General features: G+C 70.0%; 21 protein-coding genes. 9 read left to right on the top strand and 12 right to left on the bottom strand.

Annotated features, from left to right (window positions below; all coding sequences use genetic code 11):
- Window positions 1-60: 60 nt before the first annotated feature.
- From ACT53Q_RS04505 to ACT53Q_RS04495, 3 genes are all read left to right on the top strand, one after another.
- On the top strand, window positions 61-291 hold the full coding sequence (locus tag ACT53Q_RS04505; RefSeq protein WP_476185463.1) for a hypothetical protein: 231 nt from the start codon (window positions 61-63) through the stop codon (window positions 289-291).
- 318 nt (window positions 292-609) lie between these two features.
- A complete protein-coding gene (locus ACT53Q_RS04500; protein WP_476185462.1) occupies window positions 610-807 on the top strand; it encodes a hypothetical protein in 198 nt (65 codons plus the stop codon).
- Window positions 808-1,160: 353 nt separating this feature from the next.
- Window positions 1,161-2,402, top strand: coding sequence for a hypothetical protein (locus ACT53Q_RS04495; RefSeq protein WP_476185461.1), 1,242 nt, complete (start codon window positions 1,161-1,163; stop codon window positions 2,400-2,402).
- Window positions 2,403-2,476: 74 nt separating this feature from the next.
- On the opposite strand, the gene ACT53Q_RS04490 is transcribed toward ACT53Q_RS04495, so the two are convergent.
- The 4 genes from ACT53Q_RS04490 to glnA form a co-directional block, all read right to left on the bottom strand.
- On the bottom strand, window positions 2,477-4,129 hold the full coding sequence (locus ACT53Q_RS04490; protein ID WP_476185460.1) for an ammonium transporter: 1,653 nt from the start codon (window positions 4,127-4,129) through the stop codon (window positions 2,477-2,479).
- Window positions 4,119-4,457: a P-II family nitrogen regulator gene (locus ACT53Q_RS04485; RefSeq protein ID WP_476185459.1), complete on the bottom strand. Its 339-nt coding sequence runs from the start codon at window positions 4,455-4,457 to the stop codon at window positions 4,119-4,121. Before ACT53Q_RS04485 ends, ACT53Q_RS04490 begins: the two co-directional genes overlap by 11 nt.
- A 291-nt stretch (window positions 4,458-4,748) precedes the next feature.
- Window positions 4,749-5,219 carry a GNAT family N-acetyltransferase gene (locus tag ACT53Q_RS04480; protein WP_476185458.1) on the bottom strand — a complete coding sequence of 157 codons (471 nt, stop codon included), beginning with the start codon at window positions 5,217-5,219 and terminating at the stop codon, window positions 4,749-4,751.
- A gap of 157 nt (window positions 5,220-5,376) precedes the next feature.
- The gene (glnA, locus tag ACT53Q_RS04475) at window positions 5,377-6,786 is read right to left on the bottom strand and encodes a type I glutamate--ammonia ligase (protein ID WP_476185457.1); all 1,410 of its coding nucleotides are present in this window, start codon (window positions 6,784-6,786) and stop codon (window positions 5,377-5,379) included.
- Between the two features lie 165 nt (window positions 6,787-6,951).
- On the opposite strand from glnA, the gene ACT53Q_RS04470 reads away from it, so the two are divergent.
- The 6 genes from ACT53Q_RS04470 to ACT53Q_RS04445 all read left to right on the top strand — a co-directional run bounded on the left by ACT53Q_RS04470 (window position 6,952) and on the right by ACT53Q_RS04445 (window position 14,375).
- Window positions 6,952-9,216, top strand: a complete 2,265-nt coding sequence (locus ACT53Q_RS04470) for a patatin-like phospholipase family protein (protein WP_476185456.1) — start codon at window positions 6,952-6,954, stop codon at window positions 9,214-9,216.
- A 347-nt stretch (window positions 9,217-9,563) separates the two neighbouring features.
- Window positions 9,564-10,805: a S1 family peptidase gene (locus tag ACT53Q_RS04465; protein WP_476185455.1), complete on the top strand. Its 1,242-nt coding sequence runs from the start codon at window positions 9,564-9,566 to the stop codon at window positions 10,803-10,805.
- Between the two features lie 158 nt (window positions 10,806-10,963).
- Window positions 10,964-11,770 (top strand): undecaprenyl-diphosphate phosphatase, encoded by an 807-nt coding sequence (locus tag ACT53Q_RS04460; protein ID WP_476185454.1) that lies wholly within the window; start codon window positions 10,964-10,966, stop codon window positions 11,768-11,770.
- Entirely contained in the window at window positions 11,767-12,966 is a 1,200-nt protein-coding gene (locus ACT53Q_RS04455; protein ID WP_476185453.1) for a benzoate/H(+) symporter BenE family transporter, read from the top strand. The genes ACT53Q_RS04460 and ACT53Q_RS04455 overlap by 4 nt, the downstream gene beginning before the upstream one ends.
- A 100-nt stretch (window positions 12,967-13,066) precedes the next feature.
- Window positions 13,067-13,876, top strand: coding sequence for an META domain-containing protein (locus ACT53Q_RS04450; RefSeq protein WP_476185452.1), 810 nt, complete (start codon window positions 13,067-13,069; stop codon window positions 13,874-13,876).
- 43 nt (window positions 13,877-13,919) lie between these two features.
- Window positions 13,920-14,375 carry an META domain-containing protein gene (locus ACT53Q_RS04445; protein ID WP_476185451.1) on the top strand — a complete coding sequence of 152 codons (456 nt, stop codon included), beginning with the start codon at window positions 13,920-13,922 and terminating at the stop codon, window positions 14,373-14,375.
- 75 nt (window positions 14,376-14,450) lie between these two features.
- On the opposite strand, the gene ACT53Q_RS04440 is transcribed toward ACT53Q_RS04445, so the two are convergent.
- The 8 genes from ACT53Q_RS04440 to ACT53Q_RS04405 form a co-directional block, all read right to left on the bottom strand.
- A complete protein-coding gene (locus tag ACT53Q_RS04440; RefSeq protein WP_476185450.1) occupies window positions 14,451-15,065 on the bottom strand; it encodes a YbhB/YbcL family Raf kinase inhibitor-like protein in 615 nt (204 codons plus the stop codon).
- Window positions 15,066-15,126: 61 nt separating this feature from the next.
- Window positions 15,127-17,205, bottom strand: coding sequence for a tetratricopeptide repeat protein (locus tag ACT53Q_RS04435; protein ID WP_476185449.1), 2,079 nt, complete (start codon window positions 17,203-17,205; stop codon window positions 15,127-15,129).
- 108 nt (window positions 17,206-17,313) lie between these two features.
- The gene (locus tag ACT53Q_RS04430; protein WP_476185778.1) at window positions 17,314-18,315 is read right to left on the bottom strand and encodes a YheT family hydrolase; all 1,002 of its coding nucleotides are present in this window, start codon (window positions 18,313-18,315) and stop codon (window positions 17,314-17,316) included.
- Window positions 18,316-18,482: 167 nt separating this feature from the next.
- Complete coding sequence (locus ACT53Q_RS04425) at window positions 18,483-19,376, bottom strand: BRCT domain-containing protein (protein WP_476185448.1); 894 nt, start codon at window positions 19,374-19,376, stop codon at window positions 18,483-18,485.
- Between the two features lie 135 nt (window positions 19,377-19,511).
- Entirely contained in the window at window positions 19,512-20,303 is a 792-nt protein-coding gene (locus tag ACT53Q_RS04420; protein WP_476185447.1) for a lysophospholipid acyltransferase family protein, read from the bottom strand.
- 23 nt (window positions 20,304-20,326) lie between these two features.
- The gene (locus ACT53Q_RS04415) at window positions 20,327-20,794 is read right to left on the bottom strand and encodes a hotdog fold thioesterase (RefSeq protein ID WP_476185446.1); all 468 of its coding nucleotides are present in this window, start codon (window positions 20,792-20,794) and stop codon (window positions 20,327-20,329) included.
- A gap of 94 nt (window positions 20,795-20,888) precedes the next feature.
- The gene (locus ACT53Q_RS04410; RefSeq protein WP_476185445.1) at window positions 20,889-21,065 is read right to left on the bottom strand and encodes a hypothetical protein; all 177 of its coding nucleotides are present in this window, start codon (window positions 21,063-21,065) and stop codon (window positions 20,889-20,891) included.
- Window positions 21,066-21,133: 68 nt separating this feature from the next.
- The gene (locus ACT53Q_RS04405; protein ID WP_476172853.1) at window positions 21,134-21,319 is read right to left on the bottom strand and encodes a hypothetical protein; all 186 of its coding nucleotides are present in this window, start codon (window positions 21,317-21,319) and stop codon (window positions 21,134-21,136) included.
- Between the last annotated feature and the right edge of the window lie 133 nt (window positions 21,320-21,452).

The following is a 21,452-nucleotide window of genomic DNA, read 5'->3' as shown; positions in this document are numbered from 1 at the left end:
ACACCGCCGGCCCGACACCAGACCCCCGTCGCATCGCGACACGCACCCGAGGACTCCGCCATGAACCTCCGTCTCCCGCTCGCCACGCTCGCCCTCAGCCTGCTCGCCGGCACCGCGTTCGCCGCCGCGCCGACCACGCCCGCGCCGTCCAACGGCGCGATGCCGGCCGCCGCCGCCAAGGCCAAGCCCGCCGCGCATCGCCACCATCGCGTCGCCCGCCATGCGCTGAAGTGCAAGGCGCCGGAAGTCGCGGTGAAGGGCAAGTGCGAAGCCCCGAAGGCCGCCGGCTGATCGATCGCGGCGCATCCCCAAGCCTTCCACGCCACCACCCACGCGCACGCGGTCCGGAAACGGGCCGCGTGCGTCGTTTCGCGTGCGCGCATGCACGATGACGCGCGGCGCGCAGCACCGCATGCGTGATGCGTGATCGCGCACACTCTGCAAGACGCGCATCGCGCCGCATGACGAAAAGTTCATGTCGCCGCAAGTTTTCCGCGAAGCGCGCGGGCGCAGGCTGTTTCCACCGATCGGGCAGCGGCATCGCCGCGGATCGGACCGACCTTCCCGCGACGCCGTCGCGTCCCCCTTCCGCCACACGAGGTATTTCCCATGACCATCCGCGCCACCCTCACCGCGCTCGCCCTCGGCCTGATGGCCGGCACCGCCTTCGCCGCCGCGCCGGCGCCCGCCGCCAAGGCCACGCCGGCGCCCGCCGCGCAGAAGAAGCAGGCCGCCGCGCCCGCCGCCAAGTGCAAGGCCGGCGAAGCGCTCGTCAACGGCAAGTGCCAGGCCGCCAAGGCCAAGTGATGCTCCTGCGCGCCCCCGCGCGCCGGAGCGGTTCCCCGAAGCAGCACGCGTCACGCGTTCCCTGAAGCAGGACCCCGCAGTCCCCGCACCACGCTCCCCGCAAGACAACCTCCGCAACGACGAACGGCCCGGCATCCCCGGGCCGTTCGTGCGTTCATGCGTTCGTGTGTGCATGTGTGTGTGCACGCGGCGAATGCACGGCACGCATCGTCGCCGACATGAACGGAAGGCATACGACGCATCGCCGCGCGGCATGGCGATGATCCCCTCCATCCGCACGGTCCGCTGGACACGGTGGGGCCCCCGCCCCTCGCGACCTCACCGGTTCGCGATCATCGCCACAAGGATTTCCCATGCGCTTCCGGAACCGCCCACGTCCTGCCACCGCGTCCCTGCTCGCCACCGCGCTGGCCATCGCGCCCGTCGCCGCCGCCCCGTTCGCCGCGATGGCGACGGCCTACGTCCCCGTGCCGCCGCTGTCGGCGATGTACGAGACCACCAACGCCAGCATCAACGACAGCCTCTACACCATCAACTATTCCGAGGCCTACGGCAGCACCACGAACTACGGCTATTCCGGCCTGAAGACCGCGTTCTACCTCGAACGCACGCCGCAGACCCAGACCAAGCCGCTGTACCGCTACTACAAGGGTGCGCCGCAGACCGACCACTTCTACTTCACCGACACCTACCCGCAGGACCTGAGCACGGCGAACAGCCTGGGTTACGTCTACGAAGGCATCGCCGGCTATCTCTACACGGTGCAGGTGCCTGGTTCGCTGCCGCTGTACCGGCTGTCGAAGGTCAACGCGACCACCCTGGATCGCGCCCATCGCTTCACCATCTCCGACAGCGAAAAGGCAGCGCTGATCGCCGCCGGCTGGACCTACGACCACGTCGAAGGCTACGTCCCGCAGACCACCAGCTGGTTCAACGGCACCGGGTTCATTCCCGGCTTCCCGTCGCTGCCGGGCGGCCACATCATGACCGCCCGCTGCCAGCAGACGCCGGTGCAGAACAACGTCTGCAGCGACCCGGTCAACTTCCGCAACGGGTACACCGGCTATCGCTTCGTGCAGTCGACCACCAAGCCCGCCGGGAAGACCGCGCAGGTGATGGAGTTCGACCTGAAGACGCCCGATTTCATGGGCAAGAACGAACACATCGCGATCGGCCTGCACGGGCACTGGGACATCGACTACAACAACATCGACAACGTGTCGAACCCGGCGCGCAACCACCACGCGCTGGGCATCATCATCGGCGCGAATTCGTGCGGCGTGAACGTGCGTGTCGAGGCGTTCTGGCCGACCAGCAACAACCTGTCGCCATGCAGCGGCCAGGGCACGCTGCAGAACAACACCAGCTACCACTTCAAGATCACCGTCAACGACGCCGGCTACATCTCGTACGTGGTCACGCCGGTCGGCAGCGGCACGCCGTTCACCACCGGCCTGTACGACGGCAACGGGCTGTTCACCGGCAAGACGTATGGCTTCCCGGCCGCGGACACGGGCTATTTCATCGTGTCCTCGACGTCGGCGAATGCCGACTACACGGTCTACATGAGCAACCTCACGGTCTACTGGCAGTAAGCGCAGCCGTACGCACGAACGAATCGGGCTTCCCTCGCGGGAAGCCCGATCCGCATGCCGCGAGGGCAGGAACGTCAGTGCTCGTACGCCGCTTCGCCGTGCGAGGCGATGTCGAGGCCTTCGCGCTCGGCCTCTTCGCTGACGCGCAGGCCGACGGTGTACTTCACGATGGTGAAGGCGACCAGCGAGACGATGCCCGACAGCAGCACCGTGACCAGCACGCCCTGCGCCTGGATCCACACCTGCGAGGCGATGCTGTATTCCGGAACGGCCGTCTCGGTGACGTAGTCCCACAGGCCCGAGCCGCCCAGCGACGGCGCCGCGAACACGCCGGTCAGCAGCGCGCCGGTGATGCCGCCCACGCCGTGCACGCCGAACACGTCCAGCGAGTCGTCGGCATGCAGCAGCTTCTTCAGGCCGGTGACGCCCCAGAAGCAGACCACGCCGGCGATCAGGCCCAACGCGATCGCGCCCATCAGGCCGACGTAGCCGCAGGCCGGGGTGATCGCGACGAGACCGGCGACCGCGCCCGACGCGCCGCCCAGCATCGACGGCTTGCCGCGCGCGATCCACTCGATCGCGGTCCACGCCAGCACCGCCGCCGCGGTGGCGAGGAAAGTGTTGACGAAGGCGAGCGCAGCGACGCCGTTGGCTTCGAGCGCGGAACCGGCGTTGAAGCCGAACCAGCCCACCCACAGGATCGAGGCGCCGACCATGGTCTGGGTGAGGTTGTGCGGCTTGATCGCCTCGCGCTTGTAGCCCAGGCGCGGGCCGATCAGGTACGCGCCGACCAGACCGGCGATCGCGGCGTTGATGTGCACGACGGTGCCGCCGGCGAAGTCCAGCGCGCCCTTGGCCCACAGGAAGCCCGAGGCGGCGGTGGCGTCCGCCGCGGCCTTGGCGTCGGTGAACGCGTCCGGACCCGGGAAGAACCACACCATGTGCGCCATCGGCGCGTAGGCGAAGGTGAACCAGATCACCGTGAACAGCAGCACGCCGGCGAACTTCACGCGTTCGGCGAACGCACCGACGATCAGCGCGCAGGTGATGCAGGCGAACGCGCCCTGGAACACGAAGAACGCGAGCTCCGGCAGGTACACGCCCTTGGTGAACGTGGCCGCCATCGCGCCGTTGAGGCCGGCACCGAACAGCCGGTCGCCGCCGCCGATGAAGGCATTGCCGCCGGTGAAGGCGAGGCTGTAGCCGTACACGGCCCACAGGATCGCGACCACCGAGAACACGACGAGGCACTGCATCAGGATCGACAGCACGTTCTTGCTGCGCACCAGGCCGCCGTAGAACAGCGCGAGTCCGGGCAGGGTCATGAAGATCACCAGCGCGGCGCAGACCAGCAGCCACGCGGTGTCGCCCTTGTCGGCCTTCTGCACCGGCGCGGGCGCCGGGGCTTCGGCAGGGGCGGCGGATGCCGCAGCAGCGGCGGCATCGGTCGCGGCCGGTGCGGCTTCGCCGGCGGCGGGCGCCGCATCCGTGGCGGCAGGCGCGGCGGCAGGCGCGGTGGTGGAATCACCGGGCGCGGGGGCCGCGTCGGCGGCGGCGGGAGTTTCCGCTTGCGCGGTCGCGCCGGGCTCGGACTGCGCCGTGGCCGCGAACGCGAAACAGGTGGACGCCGCGCCGACCAGCAGCGCGAGCGCGAGGGCACGGGTCCGTGACCCGAAGAAGGTTGCAGGCGTCATGGGACGATCTCCGAGGCGGGGGTTAGAGCGCATCCGGGCCGACTTCGCCCGTGCGGATGCGGATGACCTGTTCCAGCGCGGTGACGAAGATCTTTCCGTCGCCGATCTTGCCGGTGCCTGCGGATTGCTGGATCGCCTCGATCGCGGCGTCGAGCCGGTCGCTCGCGACGGCGACCTCGACCTTGATCTTCGGCAGGAAATCGACGACGTATTCCGCGCCGCGATACAGCTCGGTATGTCCCTTCTGTCGACCGAAGCCTTTCACTTCGGTGACGGTGATGCCGGACACGCCCATCTCGGACAAGGCTTCGCGCACCTCGTCGAGCTTGAACGGCCGGATGATGGCGGTGATCAGTTTCATGCGCTCTCCCCGTGGATGGAAGGACCGGCACCGGAGTGCCGGCGTTCTGTCTGGCGCCGGTGTCCACCGCAGGCTGCCCTGCGGTGGACATCGGCTCCCGGAGACCACAACGCATCCGACGTGGGGGAAGGAGTTGCGTCGTGTTCGTCCGCGACCTCGTGGCCGGACGCGCCAGCGCGTGTGCGCCGCGCCCGGCCGAAACCTGTGGCTGAAACCTCCCGGCCGGCGCCCCGCGCCTGGCCGCAACCGCTCGCCTGTGCCCCGCCAGGGGCCTTGCCGCTTCGCTCCTCGTCAGTCCGGACCCTGCAATTCGAGGGTCATGAACACGCTGTACGGATCCTCGACGTAGTCCGCGAACGGACCGCATTCCGTGAACCCGAACCGCGCGTACAGCTCGCGCGCCGGCGCGAAGGCCTCGGGGGCGCCGGTCTCCAGGCTCAGTCGCCGGTAACCGCGCTCCCGCGCCGTGCGCAGGACGTGCCGCAACAACGTCGCCGCCACGCCCTTCCGCAGATGCGCCGCGGCGGTGCGCATCGACTTGATCTCGCCGTGCGCGTCGTCCAGCTGCTTCAGCGCACCGCACCCCATCAGCCCGCCCCGGTCGTCGCGCAACGTCCAGAACGTGATCTCCGGGCGACGCAGCGCGTCCAGGTCCAGCGCATGCACGCTCTCGGGCGGCGAGTGGCGATGCATGTCGTCGAGATGGGCCTGCAGCAGCGCGACGATGTCGTCGCCGCGCAGGTCATCGATCGCGATGTGCATGGCCTCTTCTCCGCGTGCGTGCCGCATCGATTGCCCCCACCCCGACCCTCCCCCGCATGCGGGGGAGGGAGATGAGACGTCCGGTGCGCCGTGTCGCGACGGTCGCCCTCACCCCAACCATCCCCTTCGCCTGCGGCGAAAGGGAGGGGGAGACACATCAGATCGTGTAGTACATCTGGTATTCGAGCGGGTGGGTCGCCGCGCGGAAACGCGTGACTTCCTGCATCTTCAGCGCGATGTAGCCGTCGATGAAGTCGTCGGAGAACACGCCGCCGGCCTTGAGGAACTCGCGGTCCTTGTCCAGCGCTTCCAGTGCCTGGTCCAGCGAGTGGCACACGGTGGGGATGTTCTTCTCTTCTTCCGGCGGCAGGTCGTACAGGTCCTTGTCGCTCGGCGAACCCGGGTCGATCTGGTTCTTGATGCCGTCCAGGCCGGCCATCATCAGCGCGGCGAAGGTGAGGTAGCCGGTCTGCATCGGATCGGGGAAGCGGATCTCGATGCGGCGCGCCTTCGGGTTGGCCACGTACGGGATGCGGCACGACGCCGAACGGTTGCGGGCCGAGTAGGCCAGCATCACCGGCGCCTCGAAGCCCGGCACCAGGCGCTTGTAGCTGTTGGTGGTCGAGTTGGCGAAGGCGTTGATGGCGCGGGCGTGCTTGAAGATGCCGCCGATGTACCACAGCGCCAGCTGCGACAGGCCGCCGTAGCCGTCGCCGGAGAACAGGTTCACGCCGCCCTTGGCCAGCGACTGGTGCACGTGCATGCCGCTGCCGTTGTCGCCGACCAGCGGCTTGGGCATGAAGGTGACGGTCTTGCCGTTGCGGTAGGCGACGTTCTTGATGACGTACTTCATCGTCAGCAGTTCGTCGGCCTTGGTCACCAGCGAGTTGAACTTGGTGCCGATCTCGCACTGGCCGGCGTTCGCGACTTCGTGGTGGTGCACTTCGACTTCGATGCCCAGCGAGGTGAGCGTCTTGCACATCTCGGCGCGCAGGTCGTGCAGCGAGTCGAGCGGCGCGACCGGGAAGTAGCCGCCCTTCACCATCGGCCGGTAGCCGGTGTTGCCGCCTTCGTACTCGCGGCCCGAGTTCCAGTGCGCCTCTTCCGAGTCGACGTGGAAGAAGGTGTGGCCCATGTCGTTGGCGAAGCGGACGCTGTCGAAGATGAAGAATTCCGGCTCGGGGCCGAAGAACGCCTGGTCGGCGATGCCGCTGGCCTTGAGGTAGGCCTCGGCGCGCTTGGCGACGCCGCGCGGATCGCGGTCATAGGCCTGCATGGTCGCCGGGTCGAGGATGTCGCAGGTCAGCACCAGGGTCGGATCCGCGGTGAACGGATCGAGGAACGCGGTGCCGGCGTCCGGCAGCAGGATCATGTCGGACTCGTTGATGCCCTTCCAGCCGCTGATCGACGAGCCGTCGAACATCTTGCCTTCTTCGAACAGGCCGGGCTCGATGATCGAGGCGGGGAAGGTGACGTGGTGCTGCGTGCCGCGCATGTCGGCGAAACGCAGATCGACGAATTCGACCTTATGATCCTTGACGAGTTTTTCGACGTGCTCGAGGGACATCTTCGGAAGCTCCGAACGGGTGAAGGGATGCGGTCTTCATTGCAAGCCCCGTGCCAGCCCGGAAACGGGCGCAACCCCTTGATCTGAAAGGGCGCGCCTTCCATCACCCGTCATCGTTCGCACCAATTTGGTGCGTCATTCGCTCTCTACGCACCATTCTGGATCATGTCGACACGGACCCCGCCCCTGCCCCGCCGCCTTCCCGTCGCCCTCGCCCTGCTGCTCGCGCTCGCCCCCGCGGCATACGCGCAGGACGACACCGCGGACCTGCCGCGGGCCGAGGCGCGGACCGACGTCCCGCCCCCGGCCGGTGGCTACGACACCTGCCTGGTGCTCAGCGGCGGCGGCGCCCGTGGCATGGCCCACATCGGCGTGATCAAGGTGCTGGAGCGCGAACGCATCCCGGTGGACTGCATCGTCGGCACCAGCATGGGCGCGGTGGTCGGCGGGCTGTACGCCAGCGGCCTGGGCGCGGCGGAGATCGAGGCGCGGCTGCGCGCGCTGGACTGGAAGACGATGTTCTCCGACCGCGTCGACCGCCGCGATTTCCCGGCGCGGCGCAAGGCCGAGGACCGCAGCTTCCTCGCCAAGGGCGGGTTCGGCCTGCGCGACGGCAAGCTCGGCGTGGCGCCGTCGCTGTTCGAGGGCCAGCGCCTCGCGGTGGCGCTGCGCACGGCGATGCTGCCGAGCGCGAACATCGACGACTTCGACGCGCTGCCGATCCCGTACCGCGCCATCGGCACCGACCTGGAAACCGGCGAGACCGTGGCGATGGACCACGGCGATCTCGTCAACGCGATCCGCGCGAGCATGGCGGTGCCCGGCGCGTTCTCGCCGGTGAGCTACGGCGAGCGCTCGCTGATCGACGGCGGCGTGTCGATGAATCTGCCGGTGGAAGTGGCGCAGGCGCTCGGCGCGCGGCACGTGATCGCGGTCGACATCGGCGCGACGCTGAAGAAGCGCGACCAGTTGCTCGACCCCTTCAGCATCACCGACCAGATGGTGACCGCGCTGATGCTGCGCGAGACCCAGCGCCAGCGCGATCGCCTGCGCGCGGACGACGTGCTGATCGTGCCGACGCTGGGCGACCTCAGCTCCACCGACATGACCGCGGGCCTCGACCAGGGCGTGCCGCTGGGCGAAGCCGCGGCCGAGGCCGCGCTGCCGAAGCTGCGCGCACGCCAGCTCTCGCCCGAGGCCTACGCGGCCTGGCGCGAGACGCGCCTCGCGCGGCTGCGCCCGATCGGCCCGATCGAGAAGGTGGAGCTGGTCAACACCTCCGCCGTCGACGACACCGTGATCCGCGCGGCGATGACGGCGAAACCGGGCGACACGATCGTGCCGGAGAAGATCGAGCGCGATCTGTCGCACCTCTACGGCAGCGGCGAATTCTCCCGCGCCTACTACACGGTGACCGACGGCGCGAAAGGCGGCAGCGTGCTGACCTACGTCACCCGCAGCCGGCGCTGGGAAGAAGACGGCACGCTGAAGTTCGGCCTGTTCCTGCAGGACGATTTCGAAGGCCATGCGGACTACCAGCTGGGCGCGCGCTTCGGCAAGCGCGAACTCAACCGCTTCGGCGGCGACCTGCTGCTCGAAGCGCGGCTGGGCGATCGCAACCGCGCGTTCGCCGAATGGAACCAGCCGCTGGATCCGCGCCGGCACACCTTCTTCCGCTCGTCGCTGGAATGGCTGGGCCGCAACGAAACGCTGCTCGACGACGACGCGCTGGTCGGCAGTTACCGCATCGAACACTGGCAGTTCCGCGCCGGCCTCGGCCTCGACCTCGGCGACTGGGGCGAAGCCTCGGTGACGCCGTTCACGCGCCGCAACCATTTCCGCGTGCGTTCCGGACCGCTGCCGATCGGATTGCCGAACGGCAGCACCAGCGCCGGCGCCGAATTCGCGTTGATCCTCGACACCCAGGACGACGCCGAATTCCCCGCGCACGGCTGGTACCTGCATGCGCGCCACGCGCGCTACCTGCAGGCGTTCGGCAGCGACACCCGCGGCTTCACCACGCGCCTGGAGACGTCGTACGCGTTCAGCGCGCTGGGCGGACGCTGGCTGGCGAGCGCGAATGCGCAGGACCGCCGCGGCGACGCCTACGAGGACATCGCCCACCTCGGCGGCCTGTTCCGGCTGTCGGGCTACGGCATCGACACCCTGCACGGCACCGGCGCGGCGGTGGCGACGCTGCAATACCGCCGGCCGCTGGCGCAGGTGCTGGAATACCCGCTGTTCCTCGGCGGCTCGCTGGAAGCCGGACAGGTGTGGCAGCGCGGCGAATCGCCGTCGGCGGAGCGCACGCTGTTCGGTGGCAGCCTCTACAGCGCGCTCGACACGCCGCTGGGCCCGATCTACTTCGGCGTCGGCATCGCCGAACATGGCGAGGAAGCGGTGTTCCTGCGGCTGGGTCAACCAGACTGAAGCAGCTGGACTGAAGCAGCCGGGCTGAAGCAACACGGTTGAACCGGGCGGCGACGCACGACGCGACGCGCGCCCTACCGAGACCAATGTCGAACGCGCGCGATGCGCGTTTCCGCGACGCGCGTCACCCGGGATCGCCCGGTGTGAGAACGACGCGGCATAAAGTGCGGGTGTCACGCATGGATCGCGGACACGACACGCAATCACGTCGGTTCCGACCCCACCGAAGGAACCGATCGTCGCTTCGCGGGATGAAGCCGCGATGCCGGCATCGTCGATGCGCACCATGCGGACCGGCGGCCTCCCCCACCGTGCCGCCGCATTCCCCCGATGAGAAGGAGCTTCACATGCGCAACACTCCGATGTCCGGACGCCTCCGCGCGTCCATCCTGTCGTTCGCGATCTGCGCGACCGTCGCCGCCCCCGCGACGATGGCCGCCACCGGCGACGATGCCACGCAGGTGCCCGCCAATCTCCGCTTCGCGATGCAACGCGACCTCGGCATCATGCCGGGCCAGATCCCGCAGTACCTCGCCGCGCAACGTCGCGCGCCCGACGTCGAACGCCAGGCCCGCGCGACGCTCGGCGACGGTTTCGCGGGCACGTGGCTGGAGCGCAACGCGCGCGGCGAATTCGAGCCGGTGGTCGCGGTCGCCGGTGCGCGTGCCGCGGCGAAGGCGGGCGCGCTCGGCGCACAGGTCCGCGTGGTCGCGCACAGCCTGTCCACGCTGCAGGCGACGCAGGCGCGGCTGGACGCCACCGCGCGCGCAGCGCGCAGCGTGGCGAAGGCCGGCCGGCTCGATCCGGGCATCCAGTCCTGGTACGTCGACCCGCGCAGCAACCGCGTGGTGGTGACCACGGACGTCGGCGCGACCCGCGCCGCGATCGACTTCGTCGCCGCGAGCGGCGCCGACGCCGCCACCATCCGCTTCGAGACGTCGACCGCACGGCCGATGCCGGCGCAGCAGGCGACGTTCGACATCCGCGGCGGCGACCAGTACCTCATCGGCACCGGCGGCTGGTGCTCGATCGGATTCTCCGTCACCCTCGGCGCCGCGAACGGTTTCGTCACCGCCGGCCACTGCGGCACGCTCAACACGACGGTGACCCATCCCTCCGGGCAGTCGATCGGCTATTTCGCCGCCTCCGTGTTCCCGGGCAACGACTATGCCGTGGTCCACAACACCAACCCGCAGGGCATCCCGCGGCCGTGGGTGAACGCCTACAGCTACGGCGGCAACCTGCCGATCCGCGGCGACATCCCGGCCACGCTGAACGCGACGATCTGCCGCTCCGGCGCACGCACGGGCGCACGCTGCGGCACGCTGGTGGCGACGGGCGTGACCGTCAACTACGGCGCTTCGGGCATCGTCAACAACCTGTCCCGCTCCAGCGCCTGCGTGGGTACCGGCGATTCCGGCGGTTCGTTCGTGACCCCGGACGGGCAGGCCCAGGGTGTGACCTCGGGCGGTTCGTTCAACGCGGGCACGACCGAGAACTGCACCGTGGGCACGCCGATCACCTTCTTCCAGCCGTTGCGGCCGATCCTCGCCGCCTTCCCCGGCCTGACCCTGGTGGTCTCGCCCTGACCGACCCGCCCTGATCGACCCGCCATGGGCATGCGCGGCGACACGGCATGCACGACGGCACGACGCTCCCCCCGGACTCGGGGGGAGCGTCGCGATGACGGGCCGGACGCGCTGCATCGCGACCGCTACACTTCGCCTTTGCCTTCGCGACCCATCGCATGTCCGACCTGCTCGCCGCTCTCCTCCTCGGCATCATCGAGGGCATCACCGAATTCCTGCCGATCTCCAGCACCGGCCACCTGATCGTCGCCGAGCGCTGGCTGGGCCATCGCAGCGACCTGTTCAACATCGCGATCCAGGCCGGCGCGATCCTCGCGGTGGTGGCGATCTACCGGCAGCGACTGTGGCAGCTGCTGGTCGGCTTCCGCCAGCGCGAGAACCTCGACTACGCGCTGAAGCTCGGCGTCGCCTTCGGCGTCACCGCGGTCGGCGGCCTGTTGGTGAAGAAGCTCGGCTGGACGCTGCCCGACGCGGTGCGGCCGATCGCATGGGCGCTGATCATCGGCGGTGCATGGATGCTGCTGGCGGAACGCCTCGCGGCGCAGCGCGCGGCGACGCTGGGCGAACGCCACGACATCGCGTGGACGACGGCGATCCTCGTCGGCCTCGCGCAGATCGTCGCCGGCGTGTTCCCCGGCACCTCGCGCTCGGCCGCCACCATTTTCGTCGCGCTGCTCGCCGGCACGACGTCACGCGTGGCCGCCACCGAGTTCGCGTTCCTGGTCGGCATCCCGACGATGTTCGCCGCCACCGGCTACGAGCTTCTGGGCGTGCTCAAGGACGGCGGCGCCGCGGGCGAGGACTGGACTGTGCTGGGCGTGGCCTTCGTCGCGTCGGCGATCACCGCCTTCGTCGCGGTGAAGTGGCTGTTGCGCTACATCCAGAGCCACCGCTTCACCGCATTCGCGATCTATCGTTTCGTGCTGGGCGCCGCGCTGCTGGCGCTGGTGCCGGCGGGCGGATGAGCGACGCCGCGCCCGCCGCCGCGTCGCCACGCGCGCCGTGGTGGCGCGACCTCGCCGCGTCGTCGGTCGTCGCCGGCTTCGTCACCGTGCTGGTGGGCTTCACCAGTTCCGCGGTGATCGTGTTCGAGGCCGCGCGTTCGCTGGGTGCGTCCAAAGCGGAGATCGCCTCGTGGCTGTGGGCGCTCGGCATCGGCATGGCCGTGACCTGCATCGGCCTGTCGCTGCGCTGGCGCATCCCGGTGGTGACGGCGTGGTCCACGCCGGGCGCGGCGATGCTGGTCGCCAGCCACGCCGGCGTGCCGCTGTCGGACGCCATCGGCGCGTTCGTGCTGGTCGCGCTGCTCACCGCCGCGGCGGGCTTCTCCGGGCTGTTCGCCTGGGGCATGCGCAAACTGCCGCTGTCGCTGGCGTCGGGGCTGCTGGCCGGCGTGCTGCTGCGCTTCGGGCTGGACGTGTTCGTGTCGATGAAGACGCAGCCGGCAATGGCGGTGGCGATGTTCGTGCTGTACCTGTGCGGGCGGCGCTGGTTCCCGCGCTACGCCGTGGTCGCGACGCTGCTGCTGGGCATGGCCTTCGCCGCCGGCGGCGGACTGTTGCGGCTGGACCACGTGGCGCTGCGCGTCGCGACGCCGGTGTTCACGATGCCCACGCTGTCGACCGCGGCGGTGTTCGGCATCGCGCTGCCGCTGTTCGTGGTGACGATGGCCTCGCAGAACATCCCCGGGGTCGCGGTGCTGCGCGCCTCCGGCTACGCGCCGCCGGTGTCGCCGGCGGTCGGCTGGATCGGCGCGGTGAACGTGCTGCTGGCGCCATTCGGCGCGTATTCCCTGTGCCTGGCGGCGATCACCGCCGCGATCTGCAGCGGCCGCGAGGCGCATCCCGATCCGGCGAAGCGCTACGTCGCGGCGATGGCCGCCGGCGCGTTCTATCTCCTGACCGGCGTGTTCGGCGCGACGGTGGCGGCGCTGTTCGCCGCGTTCCCGCGCGAACTGGTGATGGCGATCGCCGGGCTGGCGCTGTTCGGCACCATCGGCAACAGCCTGACCGCCGCGCTGCGCGAGGATCGCGACCGCGAGGCGGCGCTGATCACCTTCCTCGTCACCGCCTCGGGCTTCGCCGCCGCGGGGATCGGTTCCGCGTTCTGGGGACTGGTCGCCGGCGTGGTCGCGCTGGCGCTGCGCCCGCGCGCCGCCTGAACGACGGACGCGGTGTAAGGTGGGTCGCGCGCCTCGCGTCGCGACCCCGTCGCGGCCGGTCGCGCGTTTCCCCGACGCCCCCGCCCGAATGGAGTTCGCGATGACCCGCCTGACGCTGCTGTGCTGCTGCCTCGGCCTGAGCCTCGCCGCCTGCGCGCGACCGCCCGCGCCTGCCACGCCCGCTGCCGGCGTCGCGCCTGCCGCGGCCGCATCGCCGACCGCCGCGCTCGCCGGCTACCACTGGCGACTGGACCGCGCGCAGGACGCCCGCGGCCAGCGCATCGACGCCCTGCTGGTCCGCCCGCAGCAGCCGCTGCAGCTCGATTTCGCCGACGGCCGCGTGGTCGTGACGAACGCCTGCAACCGCATCTCCGGCGCCGTGCGCAGCGACGGCGACAAGTTGCGCGTCGGTCCGCTGATCTCGACCAAGATGGCCTGCGCCGATCCCGCGGTGATGGCGCTGGACGCCGCCATCACGAAGCGGCTGGAAGGCACGCCGACGTTCGCACTCCAGGAAAGCATGCCGCCGCAACTGGTGTGGCGCACCGCCGACGGCGACGTGCTGCATTTCGTCGGCGATCCCACGCCGGAAACGAAGTACGGCAGCCCGGGCGAGATCGCGTTCCTCGAAGTCGATGCCGGCACCACGCCGTGCCAGGCCTCGCTGGCGCCGCAGACCATCGACTGCCTGCGCGTGCGCGACGTGCATTACGACGACACCGGCCTGCGCACCGGCACGCCCGGCGAATGGCGCACGCTGCCGCCGATGATCGAGGGCTACACCCACGAGCCGGGCTTCCGCGACGTGCTGCGGGTGAAGCGCTACACGATCGCGAATCCGCCCGCCGACGCGCCGTCGGTCGCGTACGTGCTCGACCAGGTCGTCGAGTCCGCCGCGATCGATCGCTGATCTTCGCCAGCGATCGTCATCACCACTGCCCACGGAGTCCGCCATGACCCTGCGCCTTGCTTCTTCCGCCACGCTGCTGCTTGCCGCCCTGCTCGTCGCGCCCGCCGACGCGCGCGAACGCACGCTGCACGTCGACCGCGACGAACTCGTCAACACCGGCGGCTGGACGCTGACCGCGACCACCGCCCCCGGCGGCGCGCCGGTCGCGGCCGCCGTGCCGTTCCGGCTGGTGTTCGACCGCAAGACCGTCACCGTGAAAGGCGGCTGCCCGACCTTGCAGGGCGACTACACGCTCGTCGGCAAGCGCATGGGCTTCACGCTGGCGGCCACCGTCGGAGAAGACTGCACCGGCGATGCGGCGCAGGCGAGCGGCGCGTTCCTCGCGGCGATCAACCGCATGTTCGAGGGCGCACTGGTCGAACCGCTGCCCTACCGCCTGCGGCTGACCGCCGAGGACGGCACGGTGCTGGAATTCCAGTCGCAGCCGATGGGGTTCTGAGCGGGATCGCGAAGCAGGCTCGGCGGCGCCAACGCACCACGCGCACCCATCGCGATGCGCTGTGCGGTCGGGCGATCAGCCCGCGACCGCCGGATTCAGCGAATACGTCCCGTACGTCGCGGCTTCGCCCAGCACGTGGCCGCGCATGGCGCGGAACACGTCGGCGGCGGTGAAGCGCTCGGGCAGGTCCAGCGCCGGCACGTCGAGCGCGAACACGCGGAAGAAATAGCGGTGCAGGCGCAGGTCGTGGCCGGGCGGATACGGGCCGTCGTAGCCGCGGTAATCGCCGCCCATCTCCGCGTCGCCGGCGAACCAGCCGGTGTAGTCGTTCAGGCCGTGGCGCGCGCCGGCCGGGCCACCGGGCACGGGCTTGCCGCGCACGCTCACGCCGTCGCTGGCGGCGCCGGCCGCGATCCCGCGCACGTCGGCGGGGATGTCGGCCAGCGCCCAGTGCACGAAGTCGCCGCGCGGATGCTCGACCGGGATCGGCGTGTCCGCGTCGGCCACCAGCGCGCCGTCGGTCGGCGCGTCCGGATCGATGCACAGCAGCGCGAACGACTGCGTGCCCGCGGGCACATCGTCCCAGCGCAGGTGCGGATTGCGGTTGCCGCCGAATCCCTCCGGCGTGCCCATCGCGAATTCGGCGGGGATGCGGCCGCCGTGTTCGAAGCTGTCGCTGGTGATCTTCATGATGCGGTCTGCTCCGTGTGGGAATGACGTTGCCAGGTCGTCCGTGCGCGGTGCGGCGGGGTCACTCCGCCGGATAGCCCAGCGCCATCGCGACTTCCTGCAGCAGCGCGAAGGGTTCGGCCAGCGGCTTCGCGTACTGGCGCCAGTGGCCGTAGGCGAAGCGCGGGGCGCCCAGCGCGGCGGCCGGCGGGATGCGGATCTGCTCCAGGCCCAGGCCACCGCCGACTTCCGCGGCGAAGGCCTCGACGTCGTCCAGCGCGTGGTCGGTGCGGATCAGCTTGTGCGTCTGCAGGTTGCCGTTGTGCAGCGACAGCGCGTGCTGCAGCTGGCGCGCGATCCACAGCGCGGCGTCGTTCGCGGAGGCGATGCCGAACGGCATCGTACTGCCGAAGGCGATCCACTCCAGCAGCGCGTCACGCGGGTCGCGCACGGCGATCAGCACGATCGCTTCCGGCTGCAACGGGCGCAGCGCCTTCAGCAGCGCGTTGTCCCAGAACGGCAGCCAGTCGATGACGATGCCGTCGTTCACGCCGCGCGCGGGCAGCGCCGCACGCCACGCGGCGAGCAGGCGCTCGGGCGCGAGCGTGCCGGCGTTGAGCGCGGCGATGGTGTCGGGGTTCTGCAGCAGGTCCTGCGGCGCGTTCGGGCCGAAGCGGTCGGCGCGCAGCGGATAGCCGGCATGCGCGATCACGGTCGCGATCTTCTCCACGCCCGAACCCGGCACGCCCCACAGGTACGCCACCGGCGGCGCGCCGGGGACCGGGGTCGCGGCCTCGGGCCAGGTGCCGCCGGCGGGGCCGGGCGACGTCAGCGGCCAGCGCATCGGCGCGGTCGCGACGTTCGCGGCGTTCCAGCTGAGCGCGGCCTCGGCATGGCGGCCGGCGCCGTTCTGGGCGTAGCCCAGCCACGGCAGCAGTGACTGGCGCGCGGCTTCGTCCGGCGCCCGGGCGATCAGCCCCTGCACGTAGGCCACGGCCTCCTCGGGCGCTTCGCGCAGCTTGTGGTCGATCACGCGCATCACCGCGCCGGTGTGGCCGGGCGTGGTGTCGGCGAGGCGCTGGGCCAGCGCCGCGGTGGCGGCGGCGTCATCGCGCGATTCGGCGACATGCATCGCCGCATCGAGCATCGCCGGATGATCGGGCATCGCCGTCTGCCAGCGGTCGATCACGGCCTGCGCGCCGTCCGAACCGGTGGGCTCGAAGCCCAGCCGCATCTGCCACAGCGGCACCGCGTTCGGCAGTTTTTCCAGCGCGGCGTCGAGCGTGGCGCGGGCGTCGTCGACGTCGCCGGTGCGACGCCAGATCTCGCGCGCCAGGCCCCACGCGCGCGGGTCGCGCGGCTCCGCGGCCAGCGACGCATGCAGCAGCGCGAGCGCGCGCTCGTGGCGGCCCAGCGCCAGTTCCAGCTCGGCGGTCATGCGCTTGAGCGCGGGCGTGGCCGCATCGGGGTCGTCCAGCAGCGGCTGCAGCACCTCCAGCGCTTCCTCCGGCCGCTGCTGCTGCAGCAGCAGGTCGGCGAGCAGGCCGCGCAGGCCGCGCATCTGCGGCGACACTTCCACCAGCCGGCGGAACGCCTGCTCGGCGAAGGCGAAGTTCTGCCGGGCGAGGTGGGCGAAGCCCAGCGCCTGCAGCACCTGCGGGTCGTCGGGCATCTGCTCGGACGCACGCACCAGCAGCGCCTGCGCGCGTTCGGCGTCGCCGCGACGCAGCGCGACCATGCCCTCGACCGTCTTCACCCAGGCGTGGTCGGGCTGCAGCCGCGCGGCGGAACGCTGCAGGCGCTCGGCTTCGTCCACGTCGCCGCGACCGATCGCCATCTGCGCGCGGACGATGTAGGCCTCGAACTGGTTGGGGTCGAGGTCGATCGTGCGCTTGAGCGCGGCGTCGGCCTCGTCGACCTTCGATTCGCCCAGCAGGAAACCGACGCGCTGGAAGTGGATGCCGGCGTCGTCCGGCGCCAGCAGCACCGCGCGGTTGATCGCATGCATGGCGGCGGCGGAATCGCCGGCCGCGCGCTCGGCGTGGGCCAGCAGCGCGTAGGCGCGGGCGTCGTGCGGGTCCTCGGCGACGGCCACGCGGGCCAGCGACAGGGCTTCGGCATGCGCGCCGCGACGGAGGGCGGCGAAGATCTTCTCGTGCATCGACAGGGTCTGGAGCGGGGCCGGCGGCCCGGAGCCGGCTAGTGTACCCCCCGGGCCCGGCCGGCTTTCCTGCGCCCGGTCAAAGCCCGGCGGCCCACGGGACGACGGTCAGCCCGCCGGCAGCGCCTGCGCCAGCCGCGCCGTCACCCAGCGCTCGCCGTAGCCGTCCAGGCGCAGGCCGTCGAGGAACCCGCAGTGCCCGCCGTGGGTCGCGATCTCGATCGCCGCCGTCGCCGGCAGGCCCAGCGCGTGGAATTCGGCGACCGGGATCACCGGGTCGTCGGCGGCGGTCAGCAGGTCGGCCGGCATCGCCAGCGTCGACAGCCGGTCGCCGGCGATGGCGTAGCCGTCGAAGTAGTCGTCCAGGGTGTCGAAATCGGTGTGCCGCTCCACCAGCCAGCGGGTCAGCTCGCGCATGCGCAGCCGCAGCACGCGGTCGTCGAAGTCGTAGTACTCGGGGAAGGTGTCGCGCTTGCGCCGCAGCGACTCCCGCCAGCTGTGCTCGAAATAGCGCATGTAGAACGGCATGCCTTCTTCCATGCGGGTCATCGTCACCGCCGGGTCCAGCAGCGGGCACACCGCCGCCACCCGCGCCAGCGGCAGCCCGGCGGCCGGCGCGCGCAACGCCAGCCGCAGCGCGAAGTTGCCGCCCAGCGAATAGCCGGCGACCACCATCGGCCGCGGCGCGGCGGAGAGGAAGCGGTCGGCGATGTCGACCGCCGCATGCACCACTTCGTCGATGCGGTTGGAGTGGAACAGCGCCTGGTTGAGGTGGTGGGTGTCGCCGTGGTCGCGGAAGTTCAGCCGGAACACCTCGAACCCGGCGTGCAGCAGGTGCGCGGCGGTCATGCGCATGTAGCTGGATTCGACGCTGCCTTCCCAGCCGTGCAGCAGCAGCGCCAGCCCGCGCGGCGCCGGCCCCGGCATGCGGCTGTGCACGCCCTCCAGGCGCACGCCGTCACCGCCGTCGACGATGTACGGCGTGTGCACCGCCCCGCAGCGCCTGAGCAGCACCGCCCCGCGCGCGCGCCGCAGCGGACTGGTCGCCACCGCCGACTGCACGTGCGGATTGCGCAGCCAGAGCGGGGCACGGTAGGGGGACGGGGTGATCGCGGGGGGCATGGGGGGAGGATACGCGGCGCGCGCTCAAAAGGATTCGATGCGCCGCGCCCGCGCCCTGGCTCTTGTAGGAGCGACGTGAGTCGCGACCCGGAAGTCTCGGAAGGTCGCGCCTCACGTCGCTCCTACAAAAGACCTCTGTCAGTGAGAGTAGGCCGTCAGGCCATATCGCGAAGCGCGTCGTGGAAATCGAGCTCATGGATGATCATCAGCTTGGCCCCCTCTCGGCGCAGCGATACTGCGCGCTCGACCTTGCGGCCGTAGCAGGCATACATCCAGCACGGATTCCCGTCGGCACCTATGACGAGATAGTCAACTTTTCCGGAAACCGCTGAAACCGTCTCGCCCCCGAATTTTCTTACGGTGGCCTCGAATTCCTTGCGACTGCAACGAGAGGACGCTCCCGTGAAACAGAAAACTTTTCCTTCGAATTCGATTCCAGGACAGACAGCACACACACCTACCACGGCATTTGCCGCATGCATGACAGGCTTGGTGATCGTGACATCGTCGAGGACGGAAACGAACTCCGTAAAAATCTGGACGAGAAATTCGTTTTCTTTGGCATCGACCTTTCCGTCAGCGAGAACGGACGTCACGATGCTTGAGACCTCATCGTATGGCCAGCATTTACGCAAATGCTCGTGCGCGTCCAACCATTCCGAAAGACCACGCAATTCCTGCTCGCCGACCGAAGCATCAGCAGCGATACCTCCCATGACCGCATGCAGGACCTGCAGATCTGTCGCGATCGCGTCCTGAAACTCTGATGATTTCAGCCGTTCACATAGCCACAGGATCCCTTCTCTCTCCTCCTCGCTCAGGAGACGATCCGCGAGCGCCTCTTCAACCAATGGAATCAATTCAGAATAAGGATGTCTTTCTCGCAAACCCTGATGGCTCTCAAGCCATGTCTCAAGAAAGCCTATCTCCATCTGGTTGATAGCACCGTCGATTGAAATGCCCTCGATGATCCCGAGAAGCGAATTGATAGATTTCTCGACCACATTGCGACGGCGATACAAAGCGTACGTCCCGGATTTCTCGTCCATACCCCCTCCATGATCCATGGACGAAATATTACTTCTTCGCAGGAGCGACGTGAGTCGCGACCCGGAAGCCCCGGGGTCGCGACTCACGTCGCTCCTACGAAAAGCGGAGGTTGCGTGAACAGCGGACCGACGGCGTCAGTCGTCCACCTGCCCCATCGCCGCGATGATCCGGCCGCGCGCGGTCTCGGCGAGGCGGCGGCGGCCTTCGGCGTCGGCGGGCAGGATCGGTTCGAGGAAGATCACGTCGGCGACGCGCGCCGGTTCGCCCAGCAGGCGGAGGAAGTTCGCCGCGAAGCTCTCGGTCGGGCCGAAGGCGACGATCGTCTGGGCGTCGCCGCCCTCGCCGTAGCGCAGCGCCACCGGCTGCACCGGCACGTTGGCTTCCACCGCGGCCAGGAAGATGCGGGCGTGGAACGGGCCGACGGCGTCGCCGCCGCGGGTGCGGCCTTCGGGGAACACGCCGACCGCGCGGCCGTCGCGCAGGCGCGCGAGCATTTCGTGCAGCACGCCGCCCAGCGATTCCTGGCTGCCGCGCTGGTGGTAGATGGTTTCGCCCATCGTCGCCAGCCAGCCGACCAGCGGCCACGAGGCGATCTCGCGCTTGGCGACGAAGCCCATCATGCGATAGGCGTGCAGCGCGACGATGTCGATCCAGCTCACGTGGTTGGCGACGAACATCACCGCGCCCGGCAGCGGCGTGCCGATGCGGCGCATGCGGAAGCCGAACACCCACATCAGCCCGCGCTGCCAACCGCGCACCACGCGGTGCTTCAGCGGGTCGCCGGCGATGACGATGCCGCCGAACGGCGGCGACATCAGGATCAGGATGATCGGCAGGTGCACCAGCACGTGCCACGTCAGCATCGGCCAACGGATCAGGTAGCGCGCCAGCCTCGCGGCTTGCGAATCGGGACGTGCACGGGTCATGCGGGCCACCATACCCGGGCGATCTAGAGCTTTTCACCCTGTGCCGGCGCGCCCGGATCGGGCACCACGGCGAGGGTCAGCCGCGAGATGCAGACCAGCCGGCCGCTGGCGGCGTCCTCGATCCGGATCTCCCACACCTGCGAGCTGTGGCCGAGGTGCAGCGGCCGCGCGGTGCCGACGACGTGGCCGTCACGGATGCCGCCGACGTGGTTGGCATTGATCTCCATGCCCACGCAGCGCTTGCCCGGCGGCGCACAGAGGTTGCCGGCGGAACTGCCGAGGGTTTCGGCCAGCAGCACCGAGGCGCCGCCGTGCAGCAGGCCGTAGGGCTGGTGGGTGCGGGCGTCGACCGGCATCGTGCCGCGCACGTAGTCGGGGCCGATCTCGGTGAAGACGATGCCCAGCGAGGCCATCGCGGTGTCGCCGCTGAGCGCGTTGAGCTGGTCGGGGGTGGCGGTGCGCCGGAAGACGGCAGGGGCGGGGGTATTCATCCGGTCAAGGATACCCGAGGCCCCTGCCGGGCCCGCCCGCGGCGCGCGGAGGGAGAGGACGCGCGCCGCGGGCGGGTGGGGGAAACGGGGTGCTTCAGCGGCAGCGGAAGGGCGCGGCGGCCCAGTCGCTGGTGTAGCGGCGATCCATCGCGTAACCGCTGCTCGTGCCGTAGCCGATGCCGAAGTCGCGTTCGCGATAGCGGATCACCGGGGCGGCCGACAGGCCGGCGCGCAGGCGGGGGGACGGGGCGGGAAGACGGAGGGCGTTCATGGCGGGAATCCGGTAGGCAGTGGACGTGACGTCCGGGCGTTGCAGGGGGAGGGAGTCGGATGGAAGCTTCAGGCGCAGCGGAAGCGCGTCGCGCCCCAGTCGCTGGTGTAGCGGCGATCCATCGCGTAACCGCTGCTCCTGCCGTAGCCCACGCCGAAATCGCGTTCGCGGCGGGCTGCGGTGAAGGGGACGACCCGGGCGCCGGCGACCGCGGCGGGGGTCGAGGAACGGACGGGGGTGTCGAGGCGGTTCATGGCGGGCTCCGGGAAAGGACTGTGTGACTTGGTGTGTTGGTAAAGTACAACACCTATCCAGCAATGCACCTGTGCCGGAAGTCACCCAGCCGATGGGGTGCCTTCAACCCATTGATTCACATGGAAACAGGCC

The organism is Lysobacter sp. DMC97 (assembly GCF_056313745.1).
The sequence above is the reverse complement of the archived record's forward strand: the minus strand, read 5'-3'. Positions and strand labels throughout refer to the sequence as shown.